Annotated in this window: 12 protein-coding genes and 1 pseudogene; 5 read left to right on the top strand and 8 right to left on the bottom strand. The window is 71.6% G+C overall.

Annotated elements, in window-relative coordinates:
* Positions 1-126: 126 nt before the first annotated feature.
* The 3 genes and pseudogenes from AB0N07_RS44495 to AB0N07_RS44505 form a co-directional block, all read left to right on the top strand.
* Positions 127-873, top strand: a complete 747-nt coding sequence (locus AB0N07_RS44495; RefSeq protein ID WP_365845564.1) for a transposase family protein — start codon at positions 127-129, stop codon at positions 871-873.
* Positions 874-933: 60 nt separating this feature from the next.
* Positions 934-1,179, top strand: a complete 246-nt coding sequence (locus AB0N07_RS44500) for a DUF2283 domain-containing protein (RefSeq protein WP_365845544.1) — start codon at positions 934-936, stop codon at positions 1,177-1,179.
* Positions 1,175-1,464 (top strand): annotated as a pseudogene (locus tag AB0N07_RS44505) (IS701 family transposase); the annotation flags it as partial. The gene AB0N07_RS44500 and the pseudogene AB0N07_RS44505, both read left to right, overlap by 5 nt.
* Before the next feature lie 285 nt (positions 1,465-1,749).
* Here AB0N07_RS44505 and AB0N07_RS44510 read toward each other — a convergent pair.
* The 8 genes from AB0N07_RS44510 to gntD all read right to left on the bottom strand — a co-directional run bounded on the left by AB0N07_RS44510 (position 1,750) and on the right by gntD (position 18,615).
* Complete coding sequence (locus tag AB0N07_RS44510) at positions 1,750-3,096, bottom strand: cytochrome P450 (protein WP_365845546.1); 1,347 nt, start codon at positions 3,094-3,096, stop codon at positions 1,750-1,752.
* Positions 3,097-3,125: 29 nt separating this feature from the next.
* A complete protein-coding gene (locus AB0N07_RS44515; protein ID WP_365845548.1) occupies positions 3,126-6,401 on the bottom strand; it encodes an amino acid adenylation domain-containing protein in 3,276 nt (1,091 codons plus the stop codon).
* Positions 6,398-7,564 (bottom strand): capreomycidine synthase, encoded by a 1,167-nt coding sequence (gene vioD, locus AB0N07_RS44520; RefSeq protein ID WP_365845550.1) that lies wholly within the window; start codon positions 7,562-7,564, stop codon positions 6,398-6,400. The genes AB0N07_RS44515 and vioD overlap by 4 nt, the downstream gene beginning before the upstream one ends.
* Before the next feature lies 1 nt (position 7,565).
* Positions 7,566-11,681 carry an amino acid adenylation domain-containing protein gene (locus AB0N07_RS44525; protein ID WP_365845552.1) on the bottom strand — a complete coding sequence of 1,372 codons (4,116 nt, stop codon included), beginning with the start codon at positions 11,679-11,681 and terminating at the stop codon, positions 7,566-7,568.
* Between the two features lie 42 nt (positions 11,682-11,723).
* Positions 11,724-15,032, bottom strand: coding sequence for an amino acid adenylation domain-containing protein (locus AB0N07_RS44530; RefSeq protein WP_365845554.1), 3,309 nt, complete (start codon positions 15,030-15,032; stop codon positions 11,724-11,726).
* On the bottom strand, positions 15,029-16,315 hold the full coding sequence (locus AB0N07_RS44535) for an MFS transporter (RefSeq protein ID WP_365845556.1): 1,287 nt from the start codon (positions 16,313-16,315) through the stop codon (positions 15,029-15,031). Before AB0N07_RS44535 ends, AB0N07_RS44530 begins: the two co-directional genes overlap by 4 nt.
* Complete coding sequence (locus AB0N07_RS44540) at positions 16,312-17,523, bottom strand: alanine--glyoxylate aminotransferase family protein (RefSeq protein ID WP_365845558.1); 1,212 nt, start codon at positions 17,521-17,523, stop codon at positions 16,312-16,314. The genes AB0N07_RS44535 and AB0N07_RS44540 overlap by 4 nt, the downstream gene beginning before the upstream one ends.
* A gap of 69 nt (positions 17,524-17,592) precedes the next feature.
* Positions 17,593-18,615: a guanitoxin biosynthesis L-enduracididine beta-hydroxylase GntD gene (gene gntD / locus AB0N07_RS44545; RefSeq protein WP_365845560.1), complete on the bottom strand. Its 1,023-nt coding sequence runs from the start codon at positions 18,613-18,615 to the stop codon at positions 17,593-17,595.
* Between the two features lie 277 nt (positions 18,616-18,892).
* On the opposite strand from gntD, the gene AB0N07_RS44550 reads away from it, so the two are divergent.
* Together AB0N07_RS44550 and AB0N07_RS44555 are read left to right on the top strand one after the other, a co-directional pair.
* The gene (locus AB0N07_RS44550; protein ID WP_365845566.1) at positions 18,893-19,105 is read left to right on the top strand and encodes an MbtH family NRPS accessory protein; all 213 of its coding nucleotides are present in this window, start codon (positions 18,893-18,895) and stop codon (positions 19,103-19,105) included.
* Positions 19,106-20,068, top strand: a complete 963-nt coding sequence (locus AB0N07_RS44555; RefSeq protein WP_365845562.1) for a D-2-hydroxyacid dehydrogenase — start codon at positions 19,106-19,108, stop codon at positions 20,066-20,068.
* The last annotated feature ends 125 nt before the right edge of the window (positions 20,069-20,193 follow it).

Raw genomic sequence — 20,193 nt, forward strand, 5'->3', positions numbered from 1 at the left:
AGACCGCAGACTTGCGCCCGCGACCAGCCCGAGTATCCCCACCCAACCGCACGCCAGAGCCTCCGACCAGGCATGTTCGAAGATGGCGATGACTCCAAGATGAACCTTCTCCGCCGGGAGCTTCACGTGCTTGTCTACCCGTCCGGGTTGGACCTGTCCACTTCCGTCCTGCGTCTGGTGCGGAGGGAACTGGCTGCTCACCGCCGCCGGATCGGAACGCGCTGGAGGCGGTTGACCTGCGCCTGCCAGGCGCTGCTTGCCCTCGCCCATCTGCGATGCGGTCACACCTTCACGCCGCTCGCGGCAGGGTTCGACTTGGGCCTGGCCACAGCCCACCGCTATGTCTGCGAGGTCGTCGAGGTCCTGGCCGTGCTCGCGCCGAGCCTCCATGAAGGGATGACCGTCGCGGCTACCAAGGCGTTCGTGATCCTGGACGGCACCCTGCTACCGATCGACAGGATCGCCGCCGGCCGGCCCTTCTACTCGGGCACGCACAAGAAACACAGCATGAACGTGCAGGTCAAGGTGATCTGGGCATCGCCGGCACGACCCGGCGCGGTGCACGACATCAAGGCCGCCCGCGCCCACGGCGTCATCGATGCCCTGACCGCCGTCAGCGTTCCGTGCCGGGCGGACAAGGCCTACCAAGGAGCCGACGGCACCGTGCGGGGCCCCTACCGCGGACGCTGGGACAAACTGTCCGTCGGGCAGCAGGCGGTCCACCGCTCCCATGCCCAGATCCGAGCCCTCGGCGAACAAGCCATGGCCGCCCTGAAGTCCTGGCGCCTCCTGCGCAAACTGCGTTGCAGCACCAATCGCATCACCGACATTGTCAGGGCCGTCCTGGCCTTGCAACTCGCCACCTCAGCATGAGGCTGGGGCGGCGCAACACGGGCAAGACCGACCTCAACCCCTCAAGGGAGCACGCTGACCATGGCGGACGTCACAGTCACCTACGACAAGACGGGGGATGCTGCGTACGTGTATTTCGAACGTCCACAAGCCCGTGCGCAGTCGACTCGCATGTATCCCTGTGACCCGGTGGAGGTCGGCGGCATGATCAACCTCGACTTCGACGAGCAGGGGCGCCTCATCGGTATCGAGGTGCTGGCGGCCAGTTCGAAGCTGCCAAAGTACTTGCTTGAGTCAGCGGAACGTCTGGATACCGAAGGCACATGACGAAGCTCGACAAGGGAGGTGAGTCCCTGGCACCGCGAGGACCGCCGGCATGGGGTGATCCCCCGTCGCAGCGTGAGCACGCCCGAGGAAATCTCCTACTACATCGCCTGCTGTCCCGCCGACACCACGCTGGACGAGCTGATCCGCATCGCGGGCAGCCGATGGGCGGCCGAGGTGTGCTGCCAGGCCGCGAAGCAGGAGTGGGGCCTGGATGAGTACGAGGTCCGCCGTTGCGTCGGCTGGATGCGGCACGTCACCCTGGCCATGCTCGCGCACGCCTGTCTCGCGGTCACGGCGGCGCAGGCGGCGGCAAAGGGGGGAGGGCGAAAACGATTCCACCCTGGTTCCGCACACCGTGGCGGAAGTCCGCCGGCTCCCGGCAACTGGCCCCGCACACCGGCCCCGCCCGCCACTTCGCATCCATGCAATGAGTTGGCCACGCTGGCGGCGAAGGCGTCAGACCGTCACCAGGCACTGCCAAGTCAGGCAAGACCGCCCCTGATGGAGCATCAGCCAACTGCACTCCCGACGACGCATTTGACCAGGCCAGACAGCGAAGCGCTGCTGGAGCTAGGCGCGCCTTCGCAGGGACGGGAAGCGGAGCGGCAGGGACGTGATGCCGTAGACGGAGCTCAGGTCCGGAAACCAGGTGATGGCGTTCTCGTCGGCCAGTTCGAAGTCCGGTGAGAGAGTGAGGATTTCCTCCAGCATTACGGTGAACATGGCTCGGACGATGCCGGCGCCCAGGCAGTAGTGCGCGCCGCCACCGAAGGCGAGGTGCCGGTCGTCCGGGCGGTTCAGGTCCACGTGGGCCGCGTCCGGGTGGACGGTCTCGTCGCGGTTGGCGGCCGCCCAGGAGAGGAAGATCCGCTCACCGGCCCGTACTTGACGCTCGCCCAGCACGACGTCTTCGGCGGCCGTGCGGCTGGTGCCCTGCACCGGCGACATCCAGCGCAGGTACTCGTCAGCGGCGCGCGGGATCAACTCGGGTTCGCTGATCAGCTGTTGTCGGAGTTCTGGATGTTGGGCCAGGTGCCACAGTGCGGTTGCCGTGAGCGTGGAGGTCGGGTCGATGCCGAGCAGCAGGAAGTACATCATCGACACGATGTCCTCGTCCGGCACGGGCTCGCCGTCCACGGTGGAGCGCAGTAGATGCGAGATCAGGCCGGTGCCGGGAGCCGCGTCGGGTGTCAGCTCCATGCGGTCGCGCTCGGCCTCCATCTCCTCGACGATCTCCAGCGCGATCAGCTGAGCGTAGTGGCGTGCCGCCGCCATGTCATGCGGAGCGGAGAGCAGGGCGCGGTGCAGGAGCGAGTCGACGTCGAACCAGCGGTCGTCGGGAAGACCGATGTCGCGCATCGTGACGATGGCCGGTAACCGCAGGGTCAGCGCGGCCACGATGTCACAGGAGTCGGCACCGGAACCGATCACCGCGTCGAGGCTCTCGCGGGCCAGCTCACGCAGTTCCGGCATCCGGGCCCTGACCCGGCCGGCCGAGTAGAAGTGGGTCAGCAGCTTGCGGTACTTCAGGGACAGCGGCGGATCCAGTTCCAGCGGTGCCATCCTGCCGGTCTGCCCGAGTGGTGGGATGGTGACGCCCTGGATCGTGCCGTCCGGCAGTGTGCGTCCGGTCAGCAGCGCACGTGAGCGCGCGGCGGTCGTGACCTCCTCGTGCCCGAGCGCCACCCAGAACCCGCCCCAGGCCTCGCTCCACGGCATCGGCGAGACGGAGCGCAGGCGCTCGTAGGTCGGGAAAGGGTTCTCCGCGAGATCCGGCTCGTGGCTGTCGAACCGCACACTCGGCGCTGCCCGCGGGCCCTTCGCACCGGCGTACGGGCAGCCGGTGGCCGTCAACGCCGCGTGCTCGGCGGTCGGTTCGGTCCGATCGTCGGCGCTCGCGTCGATCAGGTTCTCCATGGTCGTCGGTGTCCTCTCGGCGTCTCGGGCTAGGAATCCAGCAGGCTGAGCCGGGCCGCTTCCTCGTCCGTGAGCTCCAGTACGGCGCGTACGGCCGTGCAGATCTCTCGCAGGGAGTGCACGTCGGTGGTGAGTTCGGTCAGGGCGGCGGCCAGCAGCGCCGGTGTCGTCGCCTGGAAGAACGTGTTCACGCGCAGGTCGACGCCGAGGTGCTCGCGCAGGAACATCACGGCCCGGGTGGCGAGCAGCGAGTGGCCGCCGAGGTCGAAGAAGTCCTGGTCCACTCCGACCCGTTCGATGCCGAGGACATCGGCCCACACCAGTGCGACCACGGCCTCGACGTCGTTGCGCGGTGGCTCGTAGTGCACCGGGCCGAGCCGGTCGCCGGACGGTGCGGGCAGTGCGGCGCGGTCCAGTTTGCCGTTGCTGTTCAGCGGCAGCGTGTCGAGCAGTACGTAGTCGCCGGGCACCATGTAGGCGGGCAGGGTCCGGCCGAGCGCGGCGCGCAGGTCGGCGGGCCGCGGTGGCGCGTCGTCGGCCGGGACGACGTAGGCGACCAGGCGTTTGTCACCCGGTGTGTCCTCGCGGCACAGGACCACCGCCCGGCGGACCGCGGGGAGTTCGGTGAGAGCGGTGTCGATCTCCTCCAGTTCGACGCGGATGCCGCGGATCTTGACCTGGTGATCGGTGCGGCCGAGGTAGTCGAGGCGGCCGTCGGGGCGCCATCGGCACACGTCACCGGTGCGGTAGAGACGTGCGCCGGGCTCGTCGCAGAAGGGATCGGGGACGAACCGCTCGGCGGTCAGCGCGGCACGTCCGTGGTAGCCGCGGCCGATCTGCCGTCCGCCGACGTGGAGTTCGCCCGGCACGCCGACGGGCACGGGCAGGCCGTCGGGATCCAGCACGTACACACGGGTGTTGAGCACCGGGCCGCCGATGGGTACCGGGCCCTCGGCGCCGGGCCTGCAGTGCCAGTGGGTGACGTCGATGGCGGCCTCGCAGGGCCCGTAGAGGTTCATCAGGTCGGCGTCGAAGGCGGCGAAGAAGCGGCGTTGCAGCTCCGGCAGCAGGGCCTCGCCGCTGCAGATGACCCGGCGCAGCGAGCCGCAGCGGGCCGCCTCGGCCGGCGCCTCCACGAAGGCCTGGAGCAGCGACGGAACGACGTGCAGGACCGTGACGCCCTCCGCCGCGATGACGTCGGCGAGGTAGGCGGGGTCGCGGTGCCCGCCGGGCTCCGCCATGACCAGGCGCGCGCCCACCGCCAGCGGCCAGAAGAATTCGCGCAGCGAGTCGTCGAAGCCGACGGGTGTCTTCTGCAGCAACACGTCTTCGGCGCCGATCGGATACCGGTTCTGCACCCAGGTCAACTGGTTGACGATGTTGCGGTGTTCGTTCATCGCTCCCTTCGGACGGCCGGTCGAGCCGGAGGTGTAGACGATGTAGGCGAGGCTGCGTGGTGTCACGTCCGGCGGCGCAACGGAGACCGGCTGCGCGGCCACCAGGTCCCGGTCCTCGTCGAGGACCAGGGTGTCAAGGCCCTCCGGCAGCCGCGGACGCAGCGCCGACTCGGTGACGACGGTGCCGATCCCGGCTTCTTCGACGACGTAGGCGAGGCGATCGGGCGGATAGCCCGGGTCCAGCGGCACGAACGCGGCGCCGGACCTGACGACTCCGTAAAGGGCCACGACCAGGTCGACGGAGCGTTCCAGGAACACGCCGACCGTGGTCTCCGGGCCGGCTCCCCGGGCGCGCAGCAGGTGGGCGACCTGTGCGGCGCGCGCGTCGAGTTCCGCGTAGGTGAGCCGGGTGGTGGCGTCGCTGACGGCCACCGCGTCCGGGGTGCGGGCCGCCTGTGCGGCGAACAGGTCGCCGAGGGTGGCGTCGGGCACCGGGCCGTCGGTGCGGTTCCACTGCCGTACGGTCGTCTCGTGTTCGTCGGCGGAGAGGAAGCCCAGGCTCGCCACGGGCGTCTCCGGTGCGGCCGCCACCGATTCGAGGAGCAGCGCGTAGTGGCCGGTCAGGCGCTGCACGGTGGCGGCGTCGAAGAGATCCGTGGCGTACTCGACAGTGAGGTCGAGGCAGGTCCCGTCGTCGGCGACGGTGAAAGAGAGGTCGAACTTGGAGCGGCCCGCCTCGATGAAGGCGACGTCGGCCACCTCCACTCCGCCGTGCCATTGCGCGGTGGCGGACGGGGCGCCGACGTAGGCGTCGAAGGTGACCTGGAAGAGCGGGTTGTGGCTGAGTGAGCGGCGCGGGGCCAGTTCCTCCACCACGCGGTCGAACGGCAGCGCCTGGTGGTCGTAGGCGCGCAGGCAGGTGGTGCGCACCGCGCGCAGGTGGTCGCGGAACGACGGGTTGCTCTCCAGCCGGCCGCGCAGCACCACCGTGTTGACGAAGTAGCCGACAGAACCGGCGAGTTCGCTGCGCGGCCGGCCGGCGACCGTGCTGCCGACACTGACGTCCGGTTGGCCGGACCAGCGGGCCAGCAGCACCTGGTAGGCGGCGAGCAGCAGCATGTGCAGCGTGACGCGCTCGGTGCGGGCCAGGCGGCGCAGCCGCGCACTGAGGTCGGCGGAGAGCCGGGTGCGGTGCTCGGCGCCGGCGTGGGTCTGGACCGCGGGCCGCGGCCGGTCGGTGGGCAGGGTGAGCAGCTCCGGTGCACCGGCCAGTTGGTCGCGCCAGTGGGCGAGCAACTGCTCCAGACGCGGTCCGCTCAGTTCGGCGCGCTGCCGGTCGGCGAAGTCCGGGTATTGGGCCGGCGGCTCGGGCTGCCACCCGATGCCGGTGCAGGCCGCGGCGTAGGCCTCGCCCAGTTCACTCAGGACGATCTCCAGCGACATGGCGTCGAAGACGATGTGGTGCACGAGCAGCATCAGCGTGTGCCGGTGCGCTGCGGTGCGCAGCAGCCGGGTGCGGATCAGCGGGCCGATGGCCAGGTCGAAGCCGGTGGCCGCCTCGGCCGCGCAGGCTTCCTCGACGGCCCGCTCCCGCTCGGCCGGCGGCAGCGGACTCAGGTCTGTCAGCGGCAGTTCGACGGCGAGGTCCTCGGCGACTATCTGCACCGGTCGGCCGTCGCCGTCGCGTCCGAAGCGGGTGCGCAGCGCGTCGTGACGGCCCACGACGGCGTTGACGGCGCGGTGCAGCGCCGCGGTGTCGAGTGCCCCGGTCAGCTCGATGCGCCAGGCCAGGGTGTAGAGCGGGTCACGCGGCGCGACCTGGTCCAGGAACCACAGACCGTGCTGCGTGACGGAGATGTCATGGACCCGGGCGCCGCGGGCCAGGTCCGTCGCCGGTGCGGTGGTCATCGGGGCAGTGCTCCTTCGGGTCGGCGGGCTGCACTGCTGAGTGCAGGGGTGGCGGCCCGGTCGGTCAGGGTTCGGTGCAGTCGGGTCAGGCCCGCCGTGAACTCGGCCTCGGCGCCGCCGAAGCCGAGGCGTACGCGGTCGCGGTGGCCGAAGCCGCTGCCCGGGACGAGCAGGACGTCGTGGTTGCGGCCGAGTTCGCGGCACAGCTCCTCGGTGTCCTCGATGCCGTGGAAGGCCGGGAAGGCCGTGCAGCCGCCGAGCGGCGGTGTCCAGGAGACGAGGTCGGCGTGTTCCTCGGCCCAGGCGGTGAGGCGGGCCAGGTTGCGGGCGGCCTGCGGGCCGCGGATGGCGAGCAGCCGGTCGGCGTGCACGATGGCACGCTCGGCGATGAACTCGGTCAGCGGCGACAGGCAGATGGTCAGCGCGTCCCGCAGCGGCAGGAAACGGGCCAGGAGTTCGGGAGCGCCGAGGCACCAGCCGACGCGGGTGCCCGGCAGGCCGTAGGCCTTGGACATGGTGCCGAGCGACAGACAGCGGTCGTAAAGCAGCGATGGCTCCGGCAACTGCGCCGTGCCGTGGGTGAGTTCGGTGAAGGCGCCGTCCCAGACGAGGTAAGCGCCGCTGTCGGCGACGATGCCGAGGAACTCCTCGAACTGCTCGGGTCGCAGCGAGGCGCCCGTCGGGTTGTTCGGGAAGTTGACCACGACCATGCGGGTGGCCGGAGTGACCAGTGCGCGCAGTGCGTCCAGGTCGGGTGCGAAGCCGTCCTCGGGCCGCAGCCTCCAACGCTTGAGGCGGCAGCCGATGGACTCGGCGATCGACCACAGCGAGTGGTATCCGGGGTCGACGACCACGACCTCGTCCGACGGCTCCAGCAACGCGTTCATCGCCAGGAAGATCGCCTCGGTGGAGCCGTGCGTGGCCATCACACGGTCCGGGTCGCCGTCCGCGAACCGCCGGGCCAGCGCGGTGCGCAGGGCCGGGCCGCCGTAGGACGGGCTGTCGTCCAGGGTGATGGCGTCGAGGTCGTCCTGGCGGATGTCCAGCAACCCGCGGAGTTCGGCCAGAGACCAGCACTGCACGCCGCTGCTGCCCAGGTCGACGGTGGTGTCGAAGTAGAAGTCACGCATCCAGTCTTCGAGCGGAGCTCGTCGCAGCTTCATGTCAGGCTCCCGTCGGGACGAAGTGCCGCAACTCGGACACGAGTTCACGGAGGTGGGGTTCACGCAGGAGCGTGTAGTGGTCGCCCGGCACCGGCCGCACGTCGACCGGGCCGGTGGTCCAGCGGCGCCAGCCGCGGTCCGCGGCGGCCGGCTCGCCGCCGGTGTCGTGTGCGGAGAGCACGAGCATCGGGCCGTCGTGCGGATCCGCGGGCCGGTAGTCCTCCAGCGCGGCCCGGTTGGCCCGGTACAGGTCCAGCAGACGCCCGAGGTGCGCCAAGTCGTCCTGTGTGTCGAGCAGTCCGGCACGGTGCGCGCGGGCCAGAAGGTGCGCACGGCCCTGCGCCGAGGTCATGGCGGCCAGGTCGGCGTACCGGACATCGAGCCGCACACCGCTGGAGCGTTCCCAGTCCGCGGCGAACTCCGCTATCAGCTGGGCCTCTTGGCTCTGGCCTGCAGCCGGCGGCCCGTACTGTTCGGGTGCATGGCTGTCGATGACCACGACGGGCACCGTGCCACCGGTGCGCCGTGCCGCCTGCCGTGCCATCTCGAAGGCGACGACACCGCCCATCGACCAGCCACCGAGCAGCAGTCGGCCGTCGTGCCCGGTCGCGGCGATGGCGTCGAGGTAGTCGGCGGCCATCTCCTCGATCCGCCCGGCGGGCCGTTCATCGGCCCGCATGCCGCGGGCCACCAGGGCGTAGACGGGCTGCTCCGGGCCCAGGGCCGCGGCCAGGGCGGCGTAGCACAGGACATGGCCGCCGACCGGGTGGACGAGGAACAGCGGCGGCCGGCTTCCGGCGGCGTGCAGGGGGACCAGCGGTGAGGCCGCGGCGTCCGCGGGCCGTTCGTCGAGCCAGCAGGCCAGGGAGCGCAGCGTCGGCGCGGCGAAGACGGTGGCGGCCGGCACGGTGCACTCGTAGGTGCTCTCCAGACGGTTGATCAGTCGCAGCGCCGCGAAGGAGTGGCCGCCGAGGTCGAAGAAGTTGTCGTGCGCGCCGACCCGGGCCACGCCCAGCACCTCCGCCCACATCTCCGCGAGCAGCTTCTCGCTCGCGGTGCTCGGCGGTTCGAACACGGCCGCCGCCCGTCGGCCGTCCTCCGGCGCCGGCAGAGCCGCGCGGTCGAGCTTTCCGTTGCCGGTGAGCGGCAGTTGGGACAGGACGACGTAGGAGCTCGGCACCATGTACGGGGGGAGGCTCGCCTGGAGGTGGGTGCGCAGCGCGGCGGCGTCCGGGTCGTCGGCCGCGTCGGACGGCACTACGTATCCGACCAGGAAGCGGTCACCGGAGTGGTCGGTGCGGGCGAGCACCGCGGCCTGGGACACCTGCGGATGGTCGAGCAGCGCCGCCTCGATCTCACCGGGTTCGATGCGGTAGCCCCGCACCTTGATCTGCTGGTCGGCGCGGCCCAGGTACTCCAGTTCACCGTCCGTGCGCCAGCGGCACAGGTCTCCGGAGCGGTAGAGCCGGGCGCCGGGCGGGCCGTACGGGTCGGGCACGAAGCGCTCGGCGGTCAGGGCCGGCCGGCGCAGATAGCCGCGGGCCAACCCCGGTCCGCCGACGTACAGTTCGCCGGGCACACCGCGCGGCACCGGCCGGCCGTGCGCGTCGAGCAGGTGCAGGCGGAGGTCGGTGAGGGCGTGGCCGACAGGGCTGCGGACCGGGGAGTCGAGATCCTGGGCGCGGATGCGGCGGACGGTGACATGCACGGTGGTCTCCGTGATGCCGTACATGTTGACCATGTCCGGGCAGCGGTCGCCGAGCCGGTCGAACCACGGTGCTAGGTCGTCGACGGCCAGCGCCTCGCCGCCGAAGACGACGGTGCGCAGCCGCAGCCCGGACAGGTCGGGTGCGGCCATGGCGACGGCGGTCAACTCGCGGAACGCGGACGGCGTCTGGTTGAGCACCGTCACCCGCTCGGCCTGCAGGAAGTCCAGGAACTCGCGCGGGGCACGCGTCACTTGCGCCGGAACCACCGCGAGCGTGCCGCCGTGCGCCAAGGCTCCCCAGATCTCCCACACCGAGAAGTCGAAGGCGTACGAGTGGAACAGGCTCCATACGTCGTCGGGACCGAAGTCGAAGTCGGCGGCCGCGGCGGTGAGCAGACGCAGCACCTGCCGGTGGGCGATCTCGACGCCCTTGGGCCGGCCGGTGGAGCCCGAGGTGTAGATGACGTAGGCCAGGTGGTCGGCGTGCAGCGGCCCGCCGCGTTCGGCGTCGGTCAGGTCGGTGCCGTCGGTATCGGCAGCGGTGTCGTGAGCGTCGGCCCGTACGACGGTGTGCGCGCCGTCGGCGAAGAGGCGGGCCTGGGTGTCGGCGTCGGTCAGGACGCAGGAGGGGCGGGCGTCGGTGAGGATGTACCGGGCGCGGTCGGCGGGGACGGCCGGGTCGACCGGGAGGTAGGCGGCGCCGGACTTCAGTACGGCGAGCAGCGCGACGATCAGCTCGGTGGAGCGCGGCAGCGCGAGCGCGACCAGCCGGTCGGGGCCGGCTCCGGCAGCGGTGAGGCGGCGGGCGAGACGGTTGGCGCGCCGGTTGAGATCCGCGTACGACAGCCGTGTGGTGCCGTCGGTGACCGCGGTGGCGTCCGGCGTCCGGGCGGCCTGCCGTTCGAAGAGCGCGGTGAGCGTGGTGCCGTCGTCGTGGTGGCGAACGGGGCGGGTCGGCGTCTGCGCGCGCGGATGCGGGGCGACAGTGTCCGCGGCGCGTTCGGCGCGGACCGCGTCGAGGGCCGCGATCGGAGTGTCCGCTGCGGTGACCGCGTTCTCCAGCAGCAACACAAACGTGTCGGCCAGGCCGCGCGCGGTCGCGGCGTCGAAGAGGTCCGTGGCGTACTCGAGTACGCCGGTGAAGCGGCCGTCGGCGGTCTCCTCCAGGGCAAGGGTCAGATCGAACTTGGCGGTGTCGGAGGCCGGTTCGCCGACGGTGCACCGAAGGCCGGGCAGGTGGAGTTGTGCGCCATCGGCGTTCTGCAGCACGAACGCCGCCTGGAACAGCGGATGGTGGCCCAGGTCGCGGCCGGGCCGCAGCTCCTCCACCAGACGCTCGAAGGGGATGTCCTGGTGCTCGAAGTCGGCGAGCGTCGACTCACGGGTGCGAGCCAGCAGCCGACGGAAGGTGAGCTCGTCCTCCACCTGACCGCGCAGCACCACGGTGTTGACGAAGTAGCCGATGAGCGGCTCAAGTTCGGGCCGGTCGCGGCCGGCCACGGGCGTGCCGACACAGATGTCCGGACGGCCGGTGCAGCGGGCGAGGAACACCTGGTAGGCGGCGAGGAGCAGCATGAACGGCGTGCAGCGTGCGGCACGTGCCAGGTGGCGCAGCCGGGCCGCGAGCGGCTCCGGCACGACGACGGGTGTCTCGGCGCCGCGGTGGGAGGCGACGGCGGGGCGGGGCCGGTCGGTCGGCAGGTCGAGCAGGGCCGGCGCGCCGGACAGCCGCTCGCGCCAGTAGGCCAGGCGGTCGGTGAGGGCGGCGGAGTCCAGCCGCTCGCGCTGCCATACGGCGTAGTCCGCATACTGGATCGCCAGATCGGGCAGCGGGGAGGCCAGTCCGAGGGCGCGGGCCTGGTAGAGCGTGCCGAGTTCGCGGCAGAACACGCCCAACGACCAGCCGTCGCACACCGCGTGGTGGAAGGTGACGACCAGCGTGTGGTCGTCCGGTGCCGTGCGCAGCAACCGGGTGCGCAGCAGCGGCCCGGCCGTCAGGTCGAAGGGCCGGAAGGCCTCCTCGCTCACGACTCGTTCGAGTTCGTCCGCGTGGACGTCGCGCACGTCGAGCAGGACCGGTGCGGGCGGCCGGACGATCTGGTGCGGGCCGTCGTCGGCCTCGGCGAAGGTGGTGCGCAGCACTTCGTGACGGCCCACCAGATCGGTGAGGGCAGCGGCGAGCAGGTCCGCGTCCAGCGCTCCGCGCAGGCCGACGACCAGCGGCACGTTGTAGACCGAGCCGCCGGGCGCGAGCCGGTCCAGGAACCACAGCCGGGACTGCGCGAACGAGGCGGGAAAGACGAAAACGTCCTCTACGACGTCCTCCAAGACGTCCTCCAAGACATCCGCGACCGCCGTCGGCGGGGTGTCCGTCGTGCGTCCGGCGTCGTCCTGAGCGGGGGCGGACATGAGGTTTCCAATCTGCTCGAAGACGGATTCGGGGCGGCGGGCCTAACGGTGGGCGGCGCGGTTGCGATGGCGGTTGCGGTCCAGGCTGCGGATCGCCGGCTCGGCCTCAACCCGGCGGCGGGAGTCGGTGTCCGCGGCCAGCTCGGCCACGGTGGGCGCGGCGAACACCGCGGCCAGCGGAAGCTCGGCACCGGTGCGCGCACGGATCCGGGCCGCGACCGTCGCCGCGTGCAGCGAGTGGCCGCCGAGGTCGAAGAAGTCGTCGTGGCGTCCCACGCGTTCCAGCCGCAGCACCTCCGACCAGACCTGGGCGACGAGTTCCTCGGTACCGGGACGGGGCGGCTCGTGGTCGGCATGGACCGCACGGTCCGTGAGGTGTGGCGCGGGCAGGGCCGCACGGTCCAGCTTGCCGTTGGCCGTCAGCGGCAGCCGGTCGAGCGAGACGAACGCGGACGGCACCATGTACGACGGCAGTACGCGGCCCAGGTGCCGGCGCAGTTCGGCGGTCGGCGGCAGCGCCTCGCCGGCCGGGGCCACGGCGTAGGCGACCAACTGCCGGTCTTCCGCGATGTCCTCGCGGACTACGACCACGGCCTGGGCCACCTGCTCGTGGGCGCACAACACGGTCTCGATCTCGCCCGGCTCGATACGGAACCCGTGCACCTTGACCTGGTCGTCGGCACGCCCGACGTACTCCAGCTCGCCGTCCGCGGAGCGCCGCACCAGATCGCCGGTGCGGTACATGCGGGAGCCCGGCGCACCGTACGGGTCGGGCACGAAGCGGTCGGCAGTGAGCGCGGGGCGGTGCAGATAGCCGCGGGCCACCCCGGCACCGCCGAGGTACAACTCGCCGACCGTACCGGTCGGCACGGGCCGCATCCGCGCGTCGAGGACCTGGGCGGTGGTGCCGGGCAGGGCGCGGCCGATCGGCGGCGGGCCCTGCCGAGCGGCGCGGTCGGTGGCCGCGGCGGACCAGGACGTGGCGTAGACGGTGGCCTCGGTCGGACCGTAGGCGTTGAGCACGGTCGCGGCGGGCGCCGCCGCGAGCACGCGGCCGAGGAGCGCCGACGGCAGGGCCTCGCCGGCCAGCACGACGGTGGCGGTACCGGCCGGCAGACGGCCGTGCTCCAGGACCGCTGCCAGCGCCGACGGCACGGCACTGACCAGCGTGGCGGTGCCGGCGTCCGGCGGCCGTTCGGCGAGGGCGAGGGCGTCGCGCACGATCTCGACGCGACCGCCGCAGGCCAGCGGCGCGAAGAGTTCGAACACCGACACGTCGAAGGTGAAGGACGTACTGCACACGGTGCGCGCGAGCCGCTGCGGGCCGAGCGCCGCGACGGCCCAGCGCACCAGGTTCACCGCGTTGGCGTGCTCGACTACGACACCCTTGGGCCGGCCGGTGGATCCGGAGGTGTGGATCACGTAGGCGGGGTGCCGTGGGCCCGCGCTACCGTGCTGGGCCTCACCCGCGCCGTGCGGGTTGCCGTCGGCGTCCCACAGGGCCTGGTCCAGATCCTTCAGTACGAGCGTCGGACGCGCGTCCTCCAGTACGGCGCTGATCCGCTGCGACGGATGCGTGGGGTCCAGCGGCAGGTAGGCGCCGCCGGCCTTCAGCACCGCGAGCAGCGCCACGACGGCCTCCACGGAGCGTTCCCGTGCCACGGCGACGATGTGCTCCGGGCCCACACCCTTGCCGCGCAGCCACCGGGCCAACCGCTCCGCACGGGCGTCCAGTTCGGCGTACGTCAGCTCCACGCCCGCGTCGGCGACGGCCGGTGCGTCGGGTGTGCGACGGGCCTGCTCCTCGACCAGGGCGTGCAGCGTGGTGCCGGGTGCGGCGGCCGTCGTCGCCGGGCCCCGGCCCTGGGCCAGGAGGTGCTGCTCCTCCCGCGGCAGCAGCAGGCAGAAGTCGCCGATCGGCGCGTCCGGATCGGCCGCGAGCGCCGACAGAAGGCGGAGGAAGCGTGCGGCCAGACGCTGTGCCGTCGCGGCCTCGAACAGGTCGGTGCGATAGCCGAGTGTCGCCTCGATCGTGTCCGGGCCCTCCACCAACTCCAGGGTCAGATCGAACTTGGCGTCGGTGCCGGGCACCGGGTGATCCTCGACGACCAGGTCCGGCAGTCGTACCGGATGGGCGTCGGTGGCGCTCTGGTAGGACAACATGGTCTGGAAGAGCGGGTGGTGGCTGAGACTGCGGTCCGGTGCCAGGGCGTCCACCAGGCGCTCGAACGGCACGTCTTGGTGGGCGAAGGCCTCCAGCGTTGCCGTGCGGGCGTCCGCCATGATCTGACGGAACGTCAACTCGTCGCCTATGTGGCCCCGCAGCACCACCGTATTGACGAAATAGCCGATGAGACGGTCGAGTTCGCTGTGCGTCCGGCCGGAGACCGGTGTGCCGAGGCAGATGTCCGACTGGCCCGACCAGCGTGCCAGCAGCACCTGGTACGCGGCCGTGAGCACCATGAACAGCGTCGTGTGCTCGGCGCGCGCGAGCTCGCGCAGACGCGCGCTGGTGGCGGCGTCCACCGTGAACCGGTGCTCGGCGCCGGTGTAGGAGGCCACGGCGGGCCTGGGCCGGTCCGTCGGCAGGTCCAGCAGGGCCGGAGCACCCGCGAGCCGCTCGCGCCAGTAGGCCAGTGCGCTGCCGGAGTCGTCGGAGCCCGCCCGGCCACGCTGCCACAGCGCGTAGTCGGCGTACTGGATCTCCAGATCCGGCAGCGGAGACGGGAGGCCGGTTGCGAACGCCCCGTACAGCGCTGTCAGTTCGTCGCGCAGGATGCCGGTGGAGGCCCCGTCGCCGACCGTGTGGTGGCAGCTCAGTACGAGAAGGTGCGTACGGGCGTCGAGGCGCAACAGCAGGGCGCGCAGCAGCGGCCCGGCGGCCAGGTCGAACGGTTCGGCGAGGTGCGCGCCGATGACGGCGTCGACCTCGTCGGGCGCGACCTCGCGCACCGGCAGGGGTACCGGTGCGGGAGGGCCGATGATCTGCACCGGCACGGGGAGGGCGTCATCGGTGGCTGCAGGGCTGGTTGTGGCCTCTGCGGTGTCGCCTGGGGCGAAGCGGGTGCGCAGCACCTCGTGCCTGCGCACGATCTCGGACAGCGCGGCGCCGAGAGCCGGCACATCGAGTGTGCCGCACAGCGACAGCGCCCAGCCCATGTTGTACGCGGCCCGGTCGGACCCGGTGAGCAACTGGTCGACGAGCCACAGGCCTTGCTGGGCCGGCGAGACCGGCACCGGGCCGGTGGTGGTGCGCGGCCGCGGGGAGTCGGCCGACGGCGCGGCGGCCTGGCGGTCCGGCGCCGTGCGCAGCTTCTCCAGCAGGCGCAGCTTCTGCGGCGACAGGGTCATCGCGCGTACTCCCTCTGCGGCTCCGGACGCACCACGGTGCTGCGCGGCCTGCGCGGTGACAGCAGCAGCGGGGCGGCGACCAGGGTGAGGACCGCGGTGGCACTGCCGAGGAGCAGCATGTGGGCGACCGGCACCACGGCCAGCAGCCCGCCGGCGAAGGCGAAACCGATGCTCTGTGCGGAGACGAGCGTGCTGAAGGCCTCCGTCATCCGGCTCTCCGGCACGATGTGCCCGGGCGCCTCGTTCATCACGGTGTTCAGCGGAGCCGTCCACAGGCCCAGCGCGAGGAACGAGAGGATGAGCGCCCAGTAGCCGTCCACGGACGCAATCACCAGACTGCTGACAATCATGGCGACGAGCAGCAGGACGGCCTGGCGGACGAAGCTCATGCGGATGCGGTTGGCGTACCAGGCGTAGGCGAGTCCCGCGACGGCACTGGCCGCGCCGAGTGTGCCGGTGAGGATCGCGGCGGCGGTGCTGCCGCCGCCGTCCTCGGCGACCCGGGGCAGCACTCCGGTGTCCGCGGTCCCGAGCAGGTGCCCGAAGGCCAGCGTGACCAGGACCCAGAACAGGAACCGGCGGTTGCGCCACAGACTGGTGGCGGCGGCCACGGGCCGGTCGGCGGGCTCTTCGACGGCGGCTTCGTCCGCCTCCGTCGCGGCCGGGACTGCGGCCTGTGCCGGCACCGTTTCCCTGCTGCGGGAGTGCAGCAGCGCGGCGCCGGCGAGCGTGGCCACGCCCATGGCGATCAGCGCGTAGATCGGGTCGGCCAGCGACGACAGGGCCACCAGGAACGGTGCAGTGACCACGACGATCTCGACAGCTATGGAGTCCAGCGACAGCGCGGGGCCGATCAGGTGTGGCGGGACGGTCTTGTTCAGGAGCGTCCTGGTAGCGCCGCTGACGCCGGACGTGATGACGGTGCCGACGATCACGCAGGCGAACAGCACCCAGGTGGCCGCGCCTTCGAGGAAGGCGACGGCGAGCAGCAGACGGGCGACGGCGCCGAGCACCAGCGCGCGCGGCGTCCACTTCTCCGTGCCCAGCCGGTCGAGCAGCCGGCCGCACAGCGGTCCGGCGACGACGCCGGGCAGCAGCGCCGCACCGACCAGCAGACCGCCCAGGCCGGGGCCGCCGCGGTAGTCCATGCTGACCAGCACGAAGGCCATCGGCGCCATGATCGGCGGCAGCCGCAGCAGCATGGTGGCCAGCACCCAGCGCCAGTACGGCGCGCTGCGGGCGAGTTCCAGCACCGGCCGGTCGGGCTTGCCGGTCTCGGTCATGACGCCTCCGTCACGGTCAGGGCCGCCGTGGGCGGCGTGGTGATCAGCGTGCGCACCGTGGCGGGCTCGTGGTGCGCGGCATGCGCGCGCAGCGCTGCGGCCACCGCGCTGCCGGGTTCGACGCGGTGGCCGAAGTCGGCGAGGCCGAGTTCGAGTGCGGACAGCGCGGTCAGGACGTCGAAGACGTCGATGTGTCCGCAGTGCCCGATCCGCAGCACCTCACCGGCCAACGGGCCCTGGGCGCCGGTGAGTTGGATGCCGTAGTGCTCCAGCAGGTGGTCGACGAGCGCGCCGCCGTCGATACCGTGCGGCAGACGGGCCGCGGTCACCGAGGCGTGCCGGTCCTCGTCCGGCGAGAACAGTTCGAGACCGAGGCCGCCGACACCGGCGCGGGCCAGCCGGCCGAGCTCGGCGTGCCGGGCGAACACCGCCTCCATGCCTTCCTCGTGGAGCTGGCGCAGGGCGACGTCGAGCTGGTTGATGAGGGTGATCGCCGGAGTCCACGGGGTGCGCGGGACATCGGCCCGCAGCGCTTCGCGCGCCTCGTCCCAGTCGAAGTAGTAGCGGGGCAGACGGGCCCGTTCGTGCAGCTGCCAGGCGCGCGGGCCGATGCTCGCGAAGGACAGACCGGGCGGTGTCATGAGCGCCTTCTGGCAGCCGCCGACCACGACGTCCACGCCCCAGGCGTCGGTGCGCAGTTCGCAGGCGCCGACGCCGGAGGCGGAGTCGACGACGCTCACCAGGGGCGCGGTCGCCGCGGCGAAGCCCTCGATGTCGTTGACCATGCCGGTGGAGGTCTCGCAGTGCACCGCGATCGCGGCGACCAGGCCCGGCGTGCGCGCGGCGGCGGCGATCCGCTCGAGGTCCAGCGGCCGGCCCCAGTCGTGGCGCACCTCGGTCACCTTCAGCCCGAACCGCACCGCCATGTCGGACCAGCGCTCGCCGAAGGCACCGTTGCTCGCGACCAGGACGCCGTCGCCCGGTGACAGCAGATTCTGCAGCGCCCCTTCGAAGGCGCCGGTCATGCTGGAGGTGAACAGCAGCACGTCGTTCCGGGTGAACAGGGCGCGTCGGAGGTTGTCGACGACCCGCGTGAAGACCCGGGCGTAGGAGGCGGTGCGCTCGTCCTCGACGGGCAGGACTGCGGCGGCGGTCACCTCCGGTGGCGTCGGCGTGGGCCCCGGGACCATCAGCCGGTACTTCTTCATGACTCGTCAGCTCGCAATCGCTTCGGGGGCTGGGGCTTGGGCCGGCCGTGCCGCTGGTGCGGCCGGCGGTCAGAAGATGACACGGGCGCCGGCGTCGGCGCGGGCCGAGCGGGAGCGGCGCAGGTCTCGGGTGACGTTGACGCGGCGCAGCCAGCGGTCGCGTCCGTCGAAGCGGGCCTCGAAGGGCTTCCTGCCGTGCACCGCCTTGTAGTTGTCGATGAACAGCACGTCGCCGGGGCTGAGCACGACCGAGGTGATCTTGTCGTCGATCTCCTTGACGAAGGCGTCGAATGCGGCCATGGCCTGCGGGTCGTCCTCCATGCGGTCCATGAAGTACGGGTCGAGCCGGCCGTAGGGCGCCTTGGGATCGCCGAAGAGGACGGGCGTCGGACGCGGCGCGGTGTTCATCTCCTCGACCCAGGCGAAGCTGCGCTCCAGCAGCTCGCGGGGCGCGTCGGCCGCCGCGGCACCGCGGTTCTTCGGCAGGTGCGACTCGTCGGGCCGGATCACGAACCGCGGTTCCATGAGCGTGCGCAGAGTGTCCTCGTCCAGGCGCAGGTCGTCGAAGGCCGCGTAGGTGGTCTCCACGGCGTCCGGGTTGCGCAGGCACAACAGGCCGACGTAGTGCGCGCGGTAGGGGTGGAAGGCGTCCTCTGTGTGCCACCACAGCGGGGCCGAGGTCGAGGAGTTGATCTGCTCCAGTTCGTGACCCTTGATCGGCATCACGTCGTGCAGCATGCGGCCGTCCTGCTGGGTGGCCCAGGCGACCGGGTCGCCGAGCAGGGCCGCGCACAGCAGCAGGAACAGATCCTCGCGTGCCGTGCCGGCCCGGTCCGCGCCGCCCCACCGTGCCGGGGTGTCGCCGATCGCGTCGTCGTCGACGCGAAACCCGGTGAACACACACCCGCCGGCGGGCTCGTGGAGCCGGAAGCGGTTGGCCCGGAGCCGCACGGAGCGCGGCAGTTCTTGGGCGTAGACCGTGAGCCGGTCGAGGAGGTCGGGGTCGTCCGGGCCGCCGTGGTCGTCGAGGATCTCGGCGATGAGCGCGTCGATCCGGGTGCGATCGTCCCCGCTCAACTCAATGGTGAACATGTCGGCTCCTCGGGTGTCGGCTCCTTGGGCGGGCCGGATTTCGCCGTGGTCTCTATTTCCGTCGACTTTTCCTGCACCGACCGTAGGAACCGGCACCGTTCCCGGTCAATGAGCATTCACCGCAAGGTCGTTGCCGCGTTCCGTGCAGACGGCTGCATACTTCACTGAGGCCCCGTCAACAAATCGCTGAGACGATGGTGCACCGATCACGGTGGACGAATACGGCACGGTCGATACGCTGAAAAGAAATCAATCACCCGGAGAAAAGGAAACCGACGTGCCCGAAAGCCAGGAGACCCCGGAATTCCACGTGGTGATCAATGACGAGGAGCAGTACTCCATCTGGCCCGCGGACCGCGAACTGCCGGCCGGCTGGCGGACGGGCGGCCCGACTGGCAGCCGCGAAGCCTGCCTTGAGCACATCGAGCAGGTGTGGACCGACATGCGGCCGCTGAGCGTGCGCCGGCACGCCGAAACCGCGGCACGCTGAATGGCCGCGGACGCCCGGGTCCGCGTGCGGACGTTCGCCATGCCCTTCGGCGAGGCGGCCAAGAGCGTCGCGGTCGCCTGGCCGGAGGCCGAACTCATCGGCGCACCGGCCGACGAGCAGTCCGCGAGTGACTTCGAGGCAGCCTTGGTCTGGGACTGCGGTCCTGAGCCGTTGGCGCGCTTCCTCGACACACAGTCCGGACTGCGCTGGCTGCACACCACCGCGGCCGGTCTGCCGCCGGAGGTCCTCGCACGTGCGGCCGCCCGCGACGAACTCACCGTCACCAACGGCGCCGGCACGCACGGTCGTGCGGTCGCCGAGCATGTGGTGGCGGTGACGCTTGCGCATCTCAAGCGGCTCCCGCAGCTGCTGGCCGCGCAGTGCGCCGGCCGCTGGCAGCCGCCCACGGCCGGTGAACTCGCCGGTCTGCGGGCCGGGATCGTCGGGCTCGGTGATCTGGGCCGGTCCACGGCTCGGCTGCTCTCCGCGTTCGGCACCGAGATCGTCGGCCTGCGACGCGGGACCGCACCGGTCCCCGAGGTCGCGACCACCTTCGGCCCGTCCGCATGGCAGCGGTTCTACGACGGCCTGGACCTGCTGGTCGTCGCCGCGCCGCTGACCGAGCACACGCACGGTCTGATCGGCCGGCCCCAACTGTCGCTGCTGCGGCCCGGAGCCTTGCTGGTCAACGTGGGGCGGGGGCCGGTGGTGGACGAGAGCGCGCTGATCGAGGCGCTGGACAGCGGCCGGCTGTCCGGCGCCGCGCTCGACGTGTTCGCCGCGGAGCCGCTGCCCTCCGATTCACCCCTGTGGTCGATGCCGGGCGTGATCGTCACTCCGCACTGCGCCGACGCCACCGCGGGCACCGAACGGCGGTGCCTCGATCTGTTGCTGGACAACATCGGCCGCTACCGCTCCGGCCGGGCACTGCGCAACATCGTCGATCCGGCACGCGGATACTGAGCTGCCCGCACCGAGGGAGACCACAACAGAAAGAGAGCGCAGAGGGGCCGCCGCACCGGATTCACGGTGCGTAAGGCTTCCGCTCCGCCGGCCGGACACAGCAGTTCTTGTCGGCATTCAGTCAG

The organism is Streptomyces sp. NPDC051172 (assembly GCF_040682555.1).
Classification (GTDB): Bacteria; Actinomycetota; Actinomycetes; order Streptomycetales; family Streptomycetaceae; genus Streptomyces.